The organism is Cylindrospermopsis sp. CR12 (assembly GCF_001432185.1).
GTDB classification, from domain to species: Bacteria; Cyanobacteriota; Cyanobacteriia; order Cyanobacteriales; family Nostocaceae; genus Raphidiopsis; species Raphidiopsis raciborskii.
Window position 1 is genome coordinate 55,043 of record NZ_LMVE01000133.1, and the last position, 15,127, is coordinate 70,169.

Here is a 15,127-nt window from a genome sequence, read left to right on the forward strand (position 1 = left end):
AGCCATTTTAGGGACTAAAAAGCCAAAACATATTATTTATGACCAAAAACCTCAATATATCAAAACTTTAATCGTTCTAACTCCAATTATTTAGGGTATAACATGAGAATATGTTTATCAAAAACTTTGGTTTTTGCCTTGGACACCTATTTTTATGGACATTCAGTTAATCAACATTGGTTTTGGCAACATAGTTTCTGCTAATCGGGTAATTGCCATTGTCAGTCCCGAATCAGCACCTATTAAGCGAATTATTGGCGATGCCAAAGATAGAGGACAATTAGTTGACGCCACCTATGGTCGTCGCACTAGGGCGGTAATTATCACTGATTCTAGTCATGTTATTCTCTCAGCAATTCAGCCAGAAACAGTGGCCAATCGTTTTGTTCTTTCCCGTGACCATCATACAGCTGATAATTGATTGATAATAAGTCCCAAATTAGACAATGCAATTTTTACCTCTTATTTCCAGTGCTACTACCCACCCCGGTAAGCTAATTGTTTTAACAGGTCCTAGTGGAGTTGGTAAAGGAACTTTAATGCAAAAACTTTTGGCACAACATCCCCAATTGTATTATTCAGTTTCTGCTACTACTCGCTCTCCTCGTCCCGGGGAAATTGATGGCAAAAGTTATTACTTTATCACCCCCAACAGCTTTCAAGAGTTAGTTGCTCAGGGGGAATTTTTGGAGTGGGCGGAATTTGCTGGTAATTATTATGGAACTCCTCGTGCTGCTGTTCTCGAGCAAATTCAGTTGGGAAGATCGGTGATTTTAGAAATTGAATTGGCTGGGGCCAGACAAATCAAAGCTTCTTACCCTGACGCCTTAAGCATTTTTATTTTGCCTCCTTCATTTCTAGAATTAGAAAACCGCATCCGAGCAAGAGGACAAGATTCGGATGAAGCCATCACTCGTCGTCTTAACCGAGCTAAGGAAGAAATTAAAGCCGCTTCAGAATTTGATATTCAAATTGTCAATGATAACTTTGCTACAACGTTAAATGAACTAGAAACTATTTTAAAAACTATTTCAAGTTTTTCACAGCTTTGAGACTTAGATCTTCATCTTTTCCTTGATCTTCATCTTTTCCTTCCACCTACCCAGATTGTTAAGGTCTGAGTAGGTTTGGGTGGACATTAATAAGCGGGCGCAGAAATTATGGAAATTAACCAATTAAACCTTGGATAATTCCAGAGTTCAGGGTCAAAAAGAAAGCAACTACAGCACCACCAATACCACCAATTAAGAACGCACTGGTGAAGTTATTCCAACTTTCTTTGGAGTTAAATGCGTCTCCTGGAACTTTGGTCACAGTTACACTCGCTAGCGCTGGAGCAGGATTGCTATTAGCATACAGAGACAGACATGCGGTAAGAATGATAACTAAACCCACACTGCCCAATAATCCAGCTAAATTGGCATTGGCAGAATCACGTAGGGGACCTAACTTATCAAAAGGCCCAAAGAGTAAGTAGCCATGTGCCATACCCACTTCCAGTCCTCGTCTAAAAGGAGTTAAGCCAGGTCTATAAGCAGGTAAGTTGCCAATAAACCACTTAACCAAAGGGGATGAGTTAATTGGGGTTTCCAAATTTCCATCCTGGGGATTACCACCAGCTGCTCTTACAGTTTGCTGATTTCTGGGATCACTGGGGAGATTTTTAGATTTATTTGCTGCTTGTGCCATGTTTTGTATTGCCTCAATATTGCTTCAACATTATGGTCGGTAAACAGTTGTGAAGGATAGGTTGAGATATGGTTAACTCTCCTAAATGGTACTGTTTACCGATCAAGACTATATTTCGGTCTAGCTGGCCTAGGGTAGGGGGTGGAACAGTAGGTCAGGGAAAAAGCGGTTAAATTCGATGAGAATACCCGCTGTGATAGTCAGCCAAATTGTAGCTGCTACGGGAGCTGTGGAAATGAACTTGATTAGGTAGGATGATTGATCGCTTTTATCAGCCATGGATTTAGTCTCCGAAAACAAGTGGATAGAAGCAGATGAACTAGCGAGGAGAAACGGTAATTTCCGAGTCCTTAGCAGTTAATTCACCAGAGAGAAATTCTTTAATCGCTGCTGCTGGCCAAGCAAACCCAGTGGTGATAATGGGTAGTGCTAAACCCAGATCAATTTGGATCTCTTTTTGCTCGCTATCAGCTTCTTTTTTGATTGCTTGTAAATAAGCACGGCCTACCCAACCAATCCAACCAGCAATGTAAAGGAAAAGAATACTAGGAATTAAAAAGTCCCCTGCACGATCTAAACGACCGTCAACAATTAGGTGAGGATAGCCCTCAGGACCACATAGAGCCTGTGAATATCGTTCAAACCGTTTTTTCCCAGATTCGGGATCAGCAGTGGTATTACGGGCATTTAGAGCCAGATCTTGAAAAGCGGGAGAGTCTTTACAAGGAACAAGGTTGGCACCCAGGGCGTGGGCCTGAGGGGCAAAATTGAACCAGAGACCAATCGCTAAAATCAAAGCAAACAATCGTCGCATGGAGTTGTTTCCCTTTGTTACAAAAAAGTAAGTTTTTTGACTTTTCTCCGCTCTAAAGAGACGGAAATTCATTTTGGCGCAGTCAAAAACGCCTCACTGACTCCATCTGGATCAACTCCAAATATTGTCGATACTTTTTTTCATGTTACCATGGTGTACAAAACGAAGCGGCCTGTACAGTGTGGGATTTTGATAACTAGCAAGTCATCATACTCTTGGCAAGGAATCGAGTAAAGTTGAACTAAATAAAAGTTAAAGCTTCGCAACCAAAAGTAAGATTTGACGACTTGGGGGATTGAACAGATCTCTCATTCCCATTTTCTCACACCTAAAACAAATTATGACAACTATATTAGCTATCGAAACCAGTTGTGATGAGACTGCTGTGGCTATCGTTAAAAATCGTTACGTGAAAAGCAGTGTCATAGCTTCCCAGATTCCTCTCCATCAGCAGTATGGTGGAGTGGTTCCAGAGGTGGCTTCTAGACAACATTTAGAAACAATTAATCAGGTAATAGCACAGGCCCTAGATGACAGTTTGATGGAATGGGGAGAAATTGATGGTGTTGCTGCTACTTGTGCCCCCGGACTGGTGGGAGCTTTATTAGTGGGTCTCACTGCTGGAAAAACTTTGGCTATGGTCCATGAAAAGCCTTTTTTGGGAGTTCACCACCTAGAAGGTCATATTTATGCTACCTATTTGGCTGAACCTGATTTGAATCCCCCCTTTCTTAGCTTACTTGTTTCTGGTGGACATACAAGCTTGATTTATGTTCAAGATTGTGGTAAGTACGAAACTTTAGGACAAACTGTTGATGATGCTGCAGGTGAGGCCTTTGATAAGGTGGCTCGCTTATTGGGCTTAGCTTATCCCGGGGGCCCAATTATTGACCAGTTGGCACAAATGGGCAATCCTCATGCTTTCTCTTTGCCAGAAGGCAAAATTTCTTTGCCCCAAGGTGGTTATCACCCCTATAATTCTAGTTTTAGTGGTCTAAAAACAGCTGTGTTAAGGCTTGTGCAACAATTTCAAAAAGATGGGGAAAAAATACCTGTAGCAGATATTGCTGCCAGCTTTCAAGCAACTCTGGCTAAAGCCTTGACTAAAAGAGCGATCGCCTGTGCATATAATTATGGTATAAAAACAATTGCCGTAGGTGGTGGTGTGGCAGCTAACAGTGGGCTTAGACAACACTTACAAGCTGCTGCCAGAGAGCATAATCTCCAGGTTCTTTTCCCCCCCTTAAAATTCTGTACTGATAATGCTGCTATGATTGGTTGTGCTGCATCTGACCATCTGTCACGTGGTCACCGGTCTAATTTGACTTTAGGGGTTCATTCCCGACTACCTGTGACTCAGGTGATGGATTTATATAAAGTTTAACCAGTAATAATTGAAATAATATGTTGACTAACTGCATCCGGTTGCTCTAGCATGGCCAGGTGGCCACAATTGGGAATTTCAATCACATTATCGCCAACATATTGAAACAGCCAATGAAAGCTGGCCAAATGACGTACATACTTAGGTTCTATTACCTTATCATTAGCGCCCGTTAAAAAGTAAACTGGCTGTTTTATCTGTGAAACTAACTGAGGTAAACTATTCACTTCCTCTTCAGTTGTGGAACTCATAAGTGTTCCTATAGCTGATTGAGGATCAGCGATGATAAAATCCATAATTCTTTGACGGGCCCAGTGCCGATCCAAAGGACGTGCCACATTAGTTCTAGTAAAAAACAAATCAATTAAAGGGAGTTGGTAAAGCCAACGAGGTCGTATTTGGAGAAACTTTTGACCGGTGGCACGAAACCGCTCAAAGGCCTCTTTCAAGTAAATTCCACCACCAGCATTAATACAAATTACACCTTGAACCAAGTTTGGCAATTGCAATGCGGTTCTTAAAGCAATTGTACCTCCCCAGGAATGACCAATTAGCCAAACTCTAGAAATACTCAGTAATTCCAGGAGAGTAATTAGGTCTTGAGAATAGGCCCCAGTGGAATAGGGAGAATGCTCATGGGAGTTATCGGGTTGATCACAGGATTGGCATTGAGATTCCCCAAAACCCCGCAAATCGTATGACAGACACTGAAAATCAAGGGAGATACGGGAAATTAGCGGTTGCCAATAGCTACGACTATTTAGCCAACCGTGGATAAACACCAGGGTTTCAGGGTGGGAGGTAGGGACTGTTAATTCGTAGGCGTGTGGAACGCCATGTATTTCTATTTTTGCCATACCCGGGGTTTGATAGGGGAAGTTAAATCAATTACAGTCAAGTTTCCTAGACTATTTTAACCTGTTCTATGCCCAACTATAAAATCTGGAACTGGAAGGAACAGAAAGTGCTAAAGTTAAAAGTGTGTGAAAAATCTGATCCAGAATCACGATTACCCTTTCTGACCTCTATTCAACTTACCCCCTGTGGTTCTTGAGCAGAAATTAAATGGTATAAGCGTTTTTCTAGATTAGTAAGCACTGTCAAATATCAACAACTTATTCGTGTTACCCGAACCGCATTGGCATGGGTTTTTGGAAAACTTGGTTTACTAATTCCAACTCTGTAGCGACAACTAAAACCGGCACATTTGATGAGTATGCACGGGGACGTAATTCTAGCGTCAGTGGCGATACCATTGTCTTCAGCACTGAACGAGATATTGATCTATACGAACTGGAAGAACTCTGTGATGCGGTTGGTTGGTCGCGCCGTCCCCTAAGAAAAGTGAAAAGAGCCATTGACCATAGCTTCCTCGTAGCCTCCATGTGGCAAATAGGAGGGAGCAAAAAGCGGTTAATTGGTTTTGCTCGTGCTACGTCAGATCATGCTTTTAATGCCACTATTTGGGATGTGGTAGTTCATCCAGACTTCCAAAATCAGGGTTTGGGTAAGGCATTGATGAAATTTGTTCTCAAAAAACTCAGAAACGAGGAAATTAGTAATGTGACTCTTTTTGCTGATGCCCATGTGGTCGATTTCTACCGCACTATGGGGTTTATCCCAGACCCAGAGGGGATTAAGGGGATGTTCTGGTATCCTTAATGATCCTGGGAAAGGGAGGTCATGTAAAAAGTCGGGATGACAGGATTTGAACCTGCGGCATCCTGCTCCCAAAGCAGGCGCGCTACCAAGCTGCGCTACATCCCGATAAGTGGACTTTTATGTGGGGCGGAAGTTTTACGCACCATATAACACCATATACAAACTAACTTATTTTTTTTGTTTTGTCAACAGCAACTGCACTTTTTTTGAAAGTTAGTGGTCGAAGGAGCATGTTGCACCTCCACAATTTGTTAAACTTTCAATGGCAGTCTGTGGGATAGTTCCCAGATGTTTCAAACAAAATACGCTAATTCAAAACAAGGAGAATCACAGCAAATGGGCGGGGAAATTTTAAATGCAGGCATTTTGTCCTTCGGACTGATTTTCGCTGGTTGGGCTATCGGTGCCCTACTGCTGAAAATTCAGGGAGCAGGAGAATAGATTCAAAAAAATGGGTAACTCCCCACCTGAAGGTGGGGGATCCCAACCACAAAAATGTGAAAAATGTAAAGTTTTATTTCTATACCTGAACTCTGTTAAAATTTTTATCACAAAACATAAAAATTTATAACGACCATAATGACATTACTAGTTGTTGGTGCTACTGGCACTCTTGGCAGACAAGTTGTTCGTCGTGCTGTAGATGAGGGTTACAAAGTCCGCTGTTTAGTAAGAAGTCTGAAAAAAGCAGCATTTCTGAAAGAGTGGGGCGCCGAACTGGTGAAAGGGGACTTGTGTTATCCAGAAACCTTAGTGGGTGCTTTAGAAGGCGTAACGCAGGTAATAGACGCTTCCACTTCTCGTGCCACAGATTCATTAACTATTAAACAAGTGGACTGGGAAGGTAAAGTAGCATTAGTTCAAGCTGCTAAGTCTGCTGGTATAGAGCGGTTTATTTTCTTCTCAATTTTGGATGCTGAAAAATATCCTAATGTCCCCTTGATGGAAATTAAGCGCTGTACAGAGTTGTTCATAGTTGAATCTGGCTTAAACTATACAATTTTAAGACTAGCTGGTTTTATGCAAGGGTTGATTGGTCAATATGGCATTCCTATTTTGGAAAATCAGCCAGTGTGGGTAACTGGTGAGTCCTCACCGGTAGCTTATATGGATACCCAAGATATTGCTAAGTTTGCAATTCGGGCTCTGACTGTACCAGACACTGAGAAACAAACCTTTCCTCTAGTTGGGACTCGTGCTTGGAGTGCAGAAGAAATAATTGATATTTGTGAGCGCCTGTCAGGAAAAGATGCCAAAATCACACGAATGCCCTTAGGCCTGCTACGGGGTGTTCAGGGTCTGCTACGATTTTTTCAGTGGGGGTGGAATGTGGCTGATAGACTGGCCTTTTCAGAAGTTCTAGCCAGTGGTAAACCTCTCAATGCTTCTATGGACGAAGTATACACAGCATTTGGACTAGATAAACAACAAATTACTACTGTAGAAGTTTACTTACAGGAGTATTTTAGTAGGATTATGAAAAAGCTAAAAGAGTTAGACTACCAAAAAGCAAAAGAGAAGAAAAAAGACAAAAAAACCCCTTTCAAGCAGTCTACAAAAGTTAATAGTCAATAAAATTCCCAATCGGTGACTATATTATTCCAAAATGTGTCAGGATAACTAAATATCAAGCAGCGCCCAAACCTGGATGTTTTAATGTGCCAAAAGCAGGCATTATCTACAATGACGTAAAACCGATAGCGGGTCGAGTCGCTATCGAACTCAAAGACCAGCTGACCGCCGCTGGTTGGGATGTGTGTATGACAGCAAGTATTGGTGGTATATTGGGCTACTCCAACCCTGATAGTCCCGTATGCCACACTCCCATATCAGGTCTTACACCTCCCGGATTTGACTCAGATATGCGGTTTGCAGTGGTATTAGGTGGAGACGGGACAGTTTTAGCAGCTTCCCGTCAAGTTGCTCCCTCCGGTGTACCATTGTTAACTGTAAACACAGGTCACATGGGATTTTTGACGGAGACCTATCTGAATCAGCTGCCCACAGCTATGGAGCAGGTGATGGAGGGTCACTATGAAATCGAAGACCGAGCCATGCTGAATGTTCAAGTCTGGAGGGGAGACTCAGTTCTGTGGGAAGCGCTTTGTTTAAATGAAATGGTATTGCATCGAGAACCACTAACCTCGATGTGCCATTTTGAAATTGAAATAGGTCGTCATGCAGCTGTGGATATTGCCGCAGATGGTGTGATTGTTTCTACTCCTACAGGTTCAACAGCCTACTCTTTAAGCGCTGGCGGTCCGGTGATTGCCCCGGGCGTGCCCGTACTGCAGTTGGTTCCTATTTGTCCCCATTCTCTAGCTTCAAGAGCTTTAGTGTTTCCCGATCATGAACCAGTAAATATTTACCCGGTTAACATCCCTCGATTGGTGATGGTCGTTGATGGTAATGGTGGGTGTTTTGTCTTGTCCGAGGATCGGGTATATTTACGCCGCTCGGAATACAAGGCTAGGTTTATACGCTTACAACCACCAGAGTTTTTCCGAATTTTACGGGAGAAATTGGGTTGGGGACTACCCCATATTGCTAAACCAAGTTCGGTGGAGTTGCCATAACTTTTGATCATTATCCAGCAGTAAACCCTTATATTGGAAAAATCAATATGACGCCTTCTCATGGCTCCCGTGTTCTGGTGATTGAACCTGATGAAACTCTAGCTAGTCAATTGGGCTTTGATCTTCAAGAGGCTGGATATGAGGCTATTATAGCTACTGATGCTAATAGCGGTTTGCATAAATGTCGAGATTTACAACCGGCTTTAATAGTTGTAGACAGAATGTTGCCAGGAGAGTCTGGATTATCTTTTTGTAAGAACCTCCGTGCCACTGGCAATACTAAGCCAGTTCTGATATTAATGGCCAGAGATGCGATGGATGACCGTGTTGCTTGCCTAGAAGCGGGTGCAGATGATTATATTCTTAAGCCTTACCGTTCCGAGGAATTTTCCAAGCTCATTCGTCTATATCTAAAACCAGATGTTGAAAGTAGTGAACAGTTACGCTTTGTAGATCTAGCCTTAGATATTGGTACTCGTCGCGCTATCTATAACAATAAAGCCATTGATTTAACAATGAAGGAATTTGAACTATTAAAGTTCTTTATGGAACATCCCCGGGAAGTTTTAACCCGGGAACAAATTTTGGAAAATGTTTGGGGTTATGACTTTGTCGGTGAGTCAAATGTGATTGAAGTATACATTCGCTACTTACGATTGAAAATCGAAGAAAATGGACAAAAGCGTTTGATTCAAACAGTGCGAGGTGTGGGATATGTATTAAGGGAGTCCTAGCTAGAAAAAAATTTTGTTTAGCCTATTGCCAAAACAAAAAACTAAGCTATAATAGGAAAGTTGCTGAAGAAGGGCGGATGGCGAAACTGGTAGACGCACCACACTCAAAATGTGGCGACCTTGCGGTCATAGGAGTTCGATTCTCCTTCTGCCCATTAAAGAAAATAAAAATGCTTCCCAGGAGAGCAAGCCACGCCGGGATACACTGGCGCAGCTTGCTTAAAAGAACTTAGAGAAAGCTTAGAGACCAATGGCTGCTAAAACATCACTAGCATGAGTGGAAGTATTAACTGTGGTGTCAACATGAGCAATCTTGCCATTTGGATCTATGATGTAAGTAACGCGTTTAGCATAACCGCCACCATCTACATCATAAGCTTTTATTAAAGATTTATCGGTATCAGCTAACAGGGGAAAATTGAGATTATATTTCGTGGTGAATGCTTGATGGGAAGTCACATCATCAGCACTTACTCCTAGAACTACTATATCTTTCCCTTGGTAGTCACTTTGAGCATCCCGAAAACTGCAAGCTTGTTTGGTGCATCCAGGAGTGTCATCTTTGGGATAAAAATATAGAACTACGGTTTTACCGGCAAAATCAGATAGTGACACTGTGTTGCCGTTTGTATCTTTGGTGGTAAATGCAGGTGCTGTTGTACCAACTGATAATGCCATACTTGATCTTTCCTGTGGAATTTTGCTACCTTTACATTTCTATCATAACCTACATTTTGAGAATCTCTTTCCATTCTTCTGAACCATTAGCAGCTACAACTAGTATAGATAAATAACATTTAACAGTGAGGAAGGAAAATGCACCATAGGAATTGTTTGGAAGTTCGCAATTTGCGAGTGGAATTTTCCGGGGATGGTGCCCAGGTACAAGCTATCGATGGCATTAGTTTTGATGTACTCCAAGGTCAAACCCTGGGAATAGTTGGTGAGTCCGGTAGTGGTAAGTCAGTTACAGCTCTGGCAATTATGGGTTTATTGCCATACCCCGGTCGGGTAACTGGAGGACAAATTTTATTCCGTAATCAAAAAAATGCCCAACCCCTAGATTTATTAGCTCTACCCTCACGGGAAATCCAGCTTTACCGTGGTGGGGATATGGCAATGATTTTTCAAGAACCAATGACTTCCCTCAACCCGGTTTATAACATTGGTTTTCAATTAACAGAAGCAATTGAGCGCCATCAAAATGTTACCCTAGCTGAAGCTAAAAGAATTGCGATCGCCCGATTACAGGAAGTAAAGCTATTACCCAAGGATGAAAACATTAAACAGCAGTATTTAGAAAACTGGCATCAAACCCATCCCAAAACCCCACTACCCAATGATTATCAATTAGCACAGTTGGTTAAAGAGTATAAGATGGCAATGCTAGAACGCTACCCCCATGAGTTGTCAGGAGGTCAGTTGCAAAGAGTCATGATTGCCATGGGGATTTGTTGTAATCCATCTTTGTTAATTGCTGATGAACCAACAACCGCTTTGGATGTAACAGTGCAAGCGACAATTATGGAACTGATGAGAGAACTCCAAAAAAGTCGTAACATGGCTATGATTTTCATCAGTCATGATTTAGGACTAGTTGCTGAAATTGCCGATCAAGTAGCAGTGATGTATAAAGGTAAAATTGTCGAATGTGGTTTGGCATCACAAATTTTCACCCATCCCCAGCACCCATATACTAAAGGTTTAGTAGCTTGTCGTCCCACTCTTAACCAGCGACCACAAAAATTGCTGACGGTTTCTGACTACATGATAGTACAAAGATATCCCAATGGAGAGCTGATTATTAAGTCAAAAGAACCGAATATCCCTCGACAAATTACCCCAGCAGAAATTGAAACACGAATAGATGATTTAACCAGAAAATCCCCACTTTTGCAAATTCACAACCTCAAGGTGGGCTTTCCTGTTCGCGGTTTGTTGGGCGGTAACAAACGATATAATATAGCTGTCAATGGTGTTTCCTTTGATGTCTATCCAGGAGAAACTTTAGGTTTAGTGGGAGAATCGGGTTGCGGTAAAACTACTTTGGGTAGAACCTTGATCAGATTAATTCAACCCATGGCGGGAAAAATTATATTTGAAGGACAAAACATCACTAATTTTGCAGGAACTCAATTACAGACTCTGAGAAAACAGATGCAAATAATTTTTCAAAACCCTTTTAGTTCCCTCGACCCAAGAATAAAAATTGGTGAAGCAATTATGGAACCATTGTTAATTCATTCCCTAGGGAAAACCAAACAACAGCGTCAGGACATAGTTGTCCAACTTTTAGAGCGAGTGGGATTAAGTGCAAATGATATGAATCGCTATCCCCATCAATTCTCTGGTGGTCAACGTCAGCGTATTTGTATAGCCCGTTCTTTGGCACTAAATCCTAAATTTATTATTTGCGATGAGTCGGTTTCCGCTCTCGATGTCTCCGTTCAAGCTCAGGTCTTAAATCTCTTGAAGGAATTACAACAGGAATTTCAATTAACTTATATTTTCATTTCCCATGATTTAAGTGTGGTTAAATTTATGAGCGATCGCATTTTGGTCATGAATGAAGGTAAAATTGTGGAGGTTGGTACGTCTGAGAGTATTTATCATCAACCTAGGGAAGAATACACAAAAAAACTAATAGCCGCCATTCCCCAAGGAAATATTAACTACTAGCAATTGAATTAAACTACTAACTTCCAACTAACCATCACCAAAATGCTGTAGATAATCAACTTAAGTGGACGTTGTGGAGTAATTTGGCAAAGTTTTGAACCCAGTACCACCCCTGGGACTGAACCTATCCATATTGGTAATACTAAACTCCAATCCACCGTTCCCAAGGTCAAGTGACCCAAGGATGTAAATATTAATAGGATTGCTGCTTGGGTAATATCTGTACCTACTAACTTTTGTGCATCTAAGCTAAACAAAGTAACCAATACCAATGCGAACATAGAACCAGATGAAACACTAGTCATACCGACACAGAATCCTAAAAAGACCCCGATTAACAAGGTTAAAAAACGACCTTGATCGGTTTTAACATTTAATTTAGGGGGTTCGGGAAAATTGACCTGGGGGAACAGTGTGATTATTACCATTTGTGCTAATGCTGTTAGTGTCACTATCAAAATCATTATTCCTAATAACTTCAATAAGAGACTATCCATCTCATATCCATTAGTTCTAAGTTGATGTAAAAGACCTACACCTACCAGCGATCCAGAAACACTACCCATGGCTAACCATTTAACCACTTCCATGTCTAGGGTTTTTTGTTGCCAATGTTTAACCCCACCCACTACCTTCATTAGCGTAGCAGCTACAACATCTGAACTGATAGCAATAGAAGGTGGAACTTGAAAAACGAAAATCAACATGGGAGTAACCAGGGATGCGCCTCCTACTCCCGTTAAACCCACAATGGTGCCAATAAAAAAGCTGAAAACTGGTAGCAGTAAGTAGTCCATCCTTCCCCTCATCTACATCAAAATAATAGTATATGGTGCATTAGTATCCTAACATACACCTTTCAAGTCCCAGTAAATAACTAAAACTCGATTGGATTACCGTATTTAATCACGATTAAACCTCGGATGTCAAGAGGTGAGAGGGATTATTTTCTTGTTTTTCCAAGTCTGGGTTGTGTGGATATTTCAGTGATGATTTTCCCCAGAAATGAAAATATAAACTACTCTTTTGGGTGATTAAAGTAATCAAGCAAAAACTATCAAAATAGTTAATTCCCCCCCAATCCCACCTTATTGAGTGTCTTAACAATCATCAAGAAATTGTTAAAAATATTGAAAAAGACTTGCACAATCAAAAAAAATAATATAGGATACCCTACAGTACAGTGTAATTCATATATCCTAATAACAAGTTTTATTGTGATCAGGAAAAACAGTCTTGGTTTGTTGAATTTATCCAATTACTTTCCAACATAAACATATTCACCACTAATCAACAAGTATTAATAAACCGTGGAGGGGAATTTGAGTATATTGGCATTTTCTGTATTAGTTTGGGTGGGATCCTTTAGTGCTGGTTTAGTAGGTTCTTTAACCGGGTTGGGAGGGGGTGTTGTCATAGTTCCGCTATTAACTTCCGTTTTTGGGGTTGATATTCGTTACGCTATTGGTGCTTCCTTGGTTTCAGTTATTGCTACATCCTTAGGTTCAGCATCGACATATATTAGAAAGGGATTTACTAATATTCGACTAGGAATGTTTTTAGAGGTTGCTAGTACTATTGGTGCGGTTGTTGGTGCATCCATAGCTACCATTGTTTCAGTTAAATTCCTCACTATCGTTTTAGCATTTGTGCTAATTTATTCAGCATATTTATCCCAAAGACCAAAAACGGAATGTGTTGAGGTTGTCAAATCAGATCCCCTAGCTGAATACCTCCAATTAAATGGTACTTACCCCATAAATGATGGTGTAATGTCTTATCAAGTAAACTCCCTACCTGCTGGTTTTAGCATTATGTTACTAGCAGGAATTCTTTCTGGTTTACTAGGTATTGGGTCTGGAGCATTTAAAGTTTTAGCCATGGATCAAGCAATGGGTTTACCCTTTAAAGTTTCCACTACCACTAGCAATTTTATGATTGGTGTAACAGCAGCAGCTTCTGCTGGCATATATCTAAGTAGAGGATATATTGAGCCAGGCTTGTCTATGCCCGTACTGTTGGGAGTTTTACCGGGTGCTTTTTTAGGGGCCAGAATTTTAATTGGTGCCAAAACTCAAACCCTCAGAATTATCTTCAGTATCATCTTAGTATTGATGGCACTAAAAATGGTCTATAACGGTTTAACAGGGGGAGTATAATAACATGTATAAATTAAATTCTGGTTTTAGATGGACTTCATCAGCGGAAATAGAAATCGAATTAATGGGACTGGTTCTGATTCCGGAAGAAACTGATTCTGATATTGAACAATTAGAGCAACAGCAGCTGGATCAAAATAACAGTATAAATAATACTAACTTTTCTAGTGAAATTACTAGTTTTTGCCATCCAAATAAGTCGCAATCTGAACAACAACTAGAAAATATCCTGAGTAATTTACTCGGACATGGTGTATTAATTGCTAGCACTGTTGTGTTTGCGGGCGGGATGTTATATTTAATCCGTCATGGTTTTGAACCTGCTGAGTATCACAGATTCAGAGGTACACCGTCGCAGTTTTGTTCACCCATGGGTGTGATAAATGCTATTTTTTCCGGTAGTGGAAGGGGGATAATTCAACTAGGACTTCTAATCTTGATTTCTGTCCCTATTTTGCGCGTGGTTATTTCCTTTTTGGTTTTTATGTTCCAGAGAAAATTTACTTACGTGGTGATGACCTTACTGGTACTTGCTACTATTAGTTATAGTTTGGTAAGTGCTTCTTTGTAATATGGAGAAATACCTGCACTTTTCACCAGACCAGTGGCAGTTTTTTTACCTGTAGCAGCAGTCTGATTTTGAAACAGTACAAAAGCAGCAACAGCTATTAAAAAATAACCAAAATACTTCTGTAATTTTCTTCCATCAATGAACCCAGACAGATAACCACCAAAAAAGCTACCTAAACTAGCAGCAAGAATAAAACTACCTATTAAATTCCAATCCAAATTCACACGTCCCAAATAACCCAAAAAACCTGCCATTGCATTAGCTACTAAAATTAACAAAGAAGTACCAATGGCTTCTTTCATGGGTGTTTTACCTAAAATTACTAAAGCAGGAACAATGGCAAAACCGCCTCCAACCCCTATCAACCCAGTTAATGTTCCCACTCCCAACCCCTCGGTTAACAACCATAACCAGCAATACTTGCAAACTGGGGGTTGGTAAATATGCTCGTAAACATCATCTTGACAAATATCTTCATCCTGTGGTGGATAACCCCGATCTAAATCGAAAGATCTATCCTTTCTTGCTTGTAAATCCTTTTGGTATTTTACGGATGATTTATCTGGATTTTGCCTACTTCTTCTGATCATAAGGAATGCTGCTATCAACATCACAATTGCAAAAAGCAGCATTTGTAAATTGTCAGTAATAAATGGTAAACCTGCAATTTTAGCACCTAAAGTCGATTACAGGTTTTGTGCTGTTTGAAGACAGGAGGAAAAAATGTCACCCAGGTAATAGCAGAAACCGGTCTAGGTCAAGCGAATGTGTCTAAACACCTGAAGATTCTGACCCAAGCAGGTATTGTAAAAAGAAGACCTGAAGGGGTGATGGTGATTTAAGTAGTCGTGCAAAATAA

The 15,127-nt window shown here is 40.8% G+C and carries 17 protein-coding genes, 2 tRNA genes and 2 pseudogenes; 13 read left to right on the top strand and 8 right to left on the bottom strand.

The window, feature by feature from the left end; genetic code table 11:
- Positions 1–154 precede the first annotated feature (154 nt).
- Together remA and gmk are read left to right on the top strand one after the other, a co-directional pair.
- Complete coding sequence (gene remA, locus ASL19_RS15735) at positions 155–421, top strand: extracellular matrix/biofilm regulator RemA (RefSeq protein ID WP_006276001.1); 267 nt, start codon at positions 155–157, stop codon at positions 419–421.
- 25 nt (positions 422–446) lie between these two features.
- Positions 447–1,052 carry a guanylate kinase gene (gene gmk, locus ASL19_RS15740; protein WP_006276002.1) on the top strand — a complete coding sequence of 202 codons (606 nt, stop codon included), beginning with the start codon at positions 447–449 and terminating at the stop codon, positions 1,050–1,052.
- A gap of 115 nt (positions 1,053–1,167) precedes the next feature.
- Here the strand turns inward: gmk and ASL19_RS15745 are convergent, their stop codons facing one another.
- The 3 genes from ASL19_RS15745 to ASL19_RS15755 all read right to left on the bottom strand — a co-directional run bounded on the left by ASL19_RS15745 (position 1,168) and on the right by ASL19_RS15755 (position 2,503).
- Positions 1,168–1,689 carry a photosystem I reaction center subunit XI gene (locus ASL19_RS15745; protein ID WP_006276003.1) on the bottom strand — a complete coding sequence of 174 codons (522 nt, stop codon included), beginning with the start codon at positions 1,687–1,689 and terminating at the stop codon, positions 1,168–1,170.
- 129 nt (positions 1,690–1,818) lie between these two features.
- Positions 1,819–1,968, bottom strand: coding sequence for a photosystem I reaction center subunit IX (gene psaJ, locus ASL19_RS15750; protein WP_006276004.1), 150 nt, complete (start codon positions 1,966–1,968; stop codon positions 1,819–1,821).
- Positions 1,969–2,008: 40 nt separating this feature from the next.
- Positions 2,009–2,503 carry a photosystem I reaction center protein PsaF, subunit III gene (locus tag ASL19_RS15755; protein ID WP_009341979.1) on the bottom strand — a complete coding sequence of 165 codons (495 nt, stop codon included), beginning with the start codon at positions 2,501–2,503 and terminating at the stop codon, positions 2,009–2,011.
- A 340-nt stretch (positions 2,504–2,843) separates the two neighbouring features.
- Between ASL19_RS15755 and tsaD the strand changes: the two genes are divergently transcribed.
- Entirely contained in the window at positions 2,844–3,887 is a 1,044-nt protein-coding gene (gene tsaD / locus ASL19_RS15760; RefSeq protein ID WP_057179056.1) for a tRNA (adenosine(37)-N6)-threonylcarbamoyltransferase complex transferase subunit TsaD, read from the top strand.
- Here tsaD and ASL19_RS15765 read toward each other — a convergent pair.
- A complete protein-coding gene (locus tag ASL19_RS15765; protein WP_057179057.1) occupies positions 3,884–4,744 on the bottom strand; it encodes an alpha/beta fold hydrolase in 861 nt (286 codons plus the stop codon). The genes tsaD and ASL19_RS15765 overlap by 4 nt on opposite strands.
- Positions 4,745–5,030: 286 nt before the next feature.
- On the opposite strand from ASL19_RS15765, the gene ASL19_RS15770 reads away from it, so the two are divergent.
- A complete protein-coding gene (locus tag ASL19_RS15770) occupies positions 5,031–5,549 on the top strand; it encodes a GNAT family N-acetyltransferase (protein ID WP_006276008.1) in 519 nt (172 codons plus the stop codon).
- 31 nt (positions 5,550–5,580) lie between these two features.
- Here the strand turns inward: ASL19_RS15770 and ASL19_RS15775 are convergent.
- Positions 5,581–5,654: transfer RNA gene (locus ASL19_RS15775), tRNA-Pro, on the bottom strand.
- 231 nt (positions 5,655–5,885) lie between these two features.
- Between ASL19_RS15775 and ASL19_RS15780 the strand changes: the two genes are divergently transcribed.
- The 5 genes from ASL19_RS15780 to ASL19_RS15800 all read left to right on the top strand — a co-directional run bounded on the left by ASL19_RS15780 (position 5,886) and on the right by ASL19_RS15800 (position 9,014).
- A complete protein-coding gene (locus ASL19_RS15780; RefSeq protein WP_040008135.1) occupies positions 5,886–5,990 on the top strand; it encodes a PetM family cytochrome b6-f complex subunit 7 in 105 nt (34 codons plus the stop codon).
- Positions 5,991–6,128: 138 nt separating this feature from the next.
- Entirely contained in the window at positions 6,129–7,124 is a 996-nt protein-coding gene (locus tag ASL19_RS15785) for an SDR family oxidoreductase (protein ID WP_057179058.1), read from the top strand.
- Between the two features lie 83 nt (positions 7,125–7,207).
- Positions 7,208–8,125 carry an NAD(+) kinase gene (locus ASL19_RS15790; protein WP_006276012.1) on the top strand — a complete coding sequence of 306 codons (918 nt, stop codon included), beginning with the start codon at positions 7,208–7,210 and terminating at the stop codon, positions 8,123–8,125.
- A 47-nt stretch (positions 8,126–8,172) separates the two neighbouring features.
- On the top strand, positions 8,173–8,859 hold the full coding sequence (gene nblR, locus ASL19_RS15795) for a response regulator transcription factor NblR (protein WP_057179059.1): 687 nt from the start codon (positions 8,173–8,175) through the stop codon (positions 8,857–8,859).
- Positions 8,860–8,930: 71 nt separating this feature from the next.
- Positions 8,931–9,014 (top strand) — tRNA-Leu (locus ASL19_RS15800).
- A gap of 85 nt (positions 9,015–9,099) precedes the next feature.
- On the opposite strand, the gene ASL19_RS15805 is transcribed toward ASL19_RS15800, so the two are convergent.
- Positions 9,100–9,537, bottom strand: a complete 438-nt coding sequence (locus ASL19_RS15805) for a peroxiredoxin (protein ID WP_057179060.1) — start codon at positions 9,535–9,537, stop codon at positions 9,100–9,102.
- Positions 9,538–9,675: 138 nt separating this feature from the next.
- Between ASL19_RS15805 and ASL19_RS15810 the strand changes: the two genes are divergently transcribed.
- Positions 9,676–11,538, top strand: a complete 1,863-nt coding sequence (locus ASL19_RS15810) for an ABC transporter ATP-binding protein (protein WP_057179061.1) — start codon at positions 9,676–9,678, stop codon at positions 11,536–11,538.
- Positions 11,539–11,546: 8 nt separating this feature from the next.
- Here ASL19_RS15810 and ASL19_RS15815 read toward each other — a convergent pair whose 3' ends face one another.
- Complete coding sequence (locus ASL19_RS15815; protein WP_057179062.1) at positions 11,547–12,335, bottom strand: sulfite exporter TauE/SafE family protein; 789 nt, start codon at positions 12,333–12,335, stop codon at positions 11,547–11,549.
- A gap of 525 nt (positions 12,336–12,860) precedes the next feature.
- Between ASL19_RS15815 and ASL19_RS15820 the strand changes: the two genes are divergently transcribed.
- Together ASL19_RS15820 and ASL19_RS15825 are read left to right on the top strand one after the other, a co-directional pair.
- Positions 12,861–13,697 (top strand): sulfite exporter TauE/SafE family protein, encoded by an 837-nt coding sequence (locus ASL19_RS15820; protein ID WP_057179069.1) that lies wholly within the window; start codon positions 12,861–12,863, stop codon positions 13,695–13,697.
- A 4-nt stretch (positions 13,698–13,701) separates the two neighbouring features.
- The gene (locus ASL19_RS15825; protein WP_057179063.1) at positions 13,702–14,268 is read left to right on the top strand and encodes a DUF1634 domain-containing protein; all 567 of its coding nucleotides are present in this window, start codon (positions 13,702–13,704) and stop codon (positions 14,266–14,268) included.
- On the opposite strand, the pseudogene ASL19_RS18760 reads toward ASL19_RS15825, so the two are convergent.
- A pseudogene (locus tag ASL19_RS18760) lies at positions 14,241–14,948 on the bottom strand (sulfite exporter TauE/SafE family protein); the annotation flags it as partial. The gene ASL19_RS15825 and the pseudogene ASL19_RS18760 sit on opposite strands and share 28 nt — an antisense overlap.
- Here ASL19_RS18760 and ASL19_RS15835 point away from each other — a divergent pair.
- Positions 14,949–15,104, top strand: a pseudogene (locus tag ASL19_RS15835) (ArsR/SmtB family transcription factor); the annotation flags it as partial.
- Positions 15,105–15,127: the final 23 nt, after the last annotated feature.

Coding starts and splice junctions, on each gene's coding strand:
- ASL19_RS15785 (WP_057179058.1), top strand. CDS start 6,129: ATGACATTACTAGTTGTTGGTGCTACTGGCACTCTTGGCAGACAAGTT.
- ASL19_RS15810 (WP_057179061.1), top strand. CDS start 9,676: ATGCACCATAGGAATTGTTTGGAAGTTCGCAATTTGCGAGTGGAATTT.
- ASL19_RS15745 (WP_006276003.1), bottom strand. CDS start 1,689: ATGGCACAAGCAGCAAATAAATCTAAAAATCTCCCCAGTGATCCCAGA.
- gmk (WP_006276002.1), top strand. CDS start 447: ATGCAATTTTTACCTCTTATTTCCAGTGCTACTACCCACCCCGGTAAG.
- ASL19_RS15805 (WP_057179060.1), bottom strand. CDS start 9,537: ATGGCATTATCAGTTGGTACAACAGCACCTGCATTTACCACCAAAGAT.
- ASL19_RS15755 (WP_009341979.1), bottom strand. CDS start 2,503: ATGCGACGATTGTTTGCTTTGATTTTAGCGATTGGTCTCTGGTTCAAT.
- ASL19_RS15815 (WP_057179062.1), bottom strand. CDS start 12,335: ATGGACTACTTACTGCTACCAGTTTTCAGCTTTTTTATTGGCACCATT.
- nblR (WP_057179059.1), top strand. CDS start 8,173: ATGACGCCTTCTCATGGCTCCCGTGTTCTGGTGATTGAACCTGATGAA.
- tsaD (WP_057179056.1), top strand. CDS start 2,844: ATGACAACTATATTAGCTATCGAAACCAGTTGTGATGAGACTGCTGTG.
- remA (WP_006276001.1), top strand. CDS start 155: ATGGACATTCAGTTAATCAACATTGGTTTTGGCAACATAGTTTCTGCT.
- psaJ (WP_006276004.1), bottom strand. CDS start 1,968: ATGGCTGATAAAAGCGATCAATCATCCTACCTAATCAAGTTCATTTCC.
- ASL19_RS15765 (WP_057179057.1), bottom strand. CDS start 4,744: ATGGCAAAAATAGAAATACATGGCGTTCCACACGCCTACGAATTAACA.
- ASL19_RS15770 (WP_006276008.1), top strand. CDS start 5,031: ATGGGTTTTTGGAAAACTTGGTTTACTAATTCCAACTCTGTAGCGACA.
- ASL19_RS15780 (WP_040008135.1), top strand. CDS start 5,886: ATGGGCGGGGAAATTTTAAATGCAGGCATTTTGTCCTTCGGACTGATT.
- ASL19_RS15825 (WP_057179063.1), top strand. CDS start 13,702: ATGTATAAATTAAATTCTGGTTTTAGATGGACTTCATCAGCGGAAATA.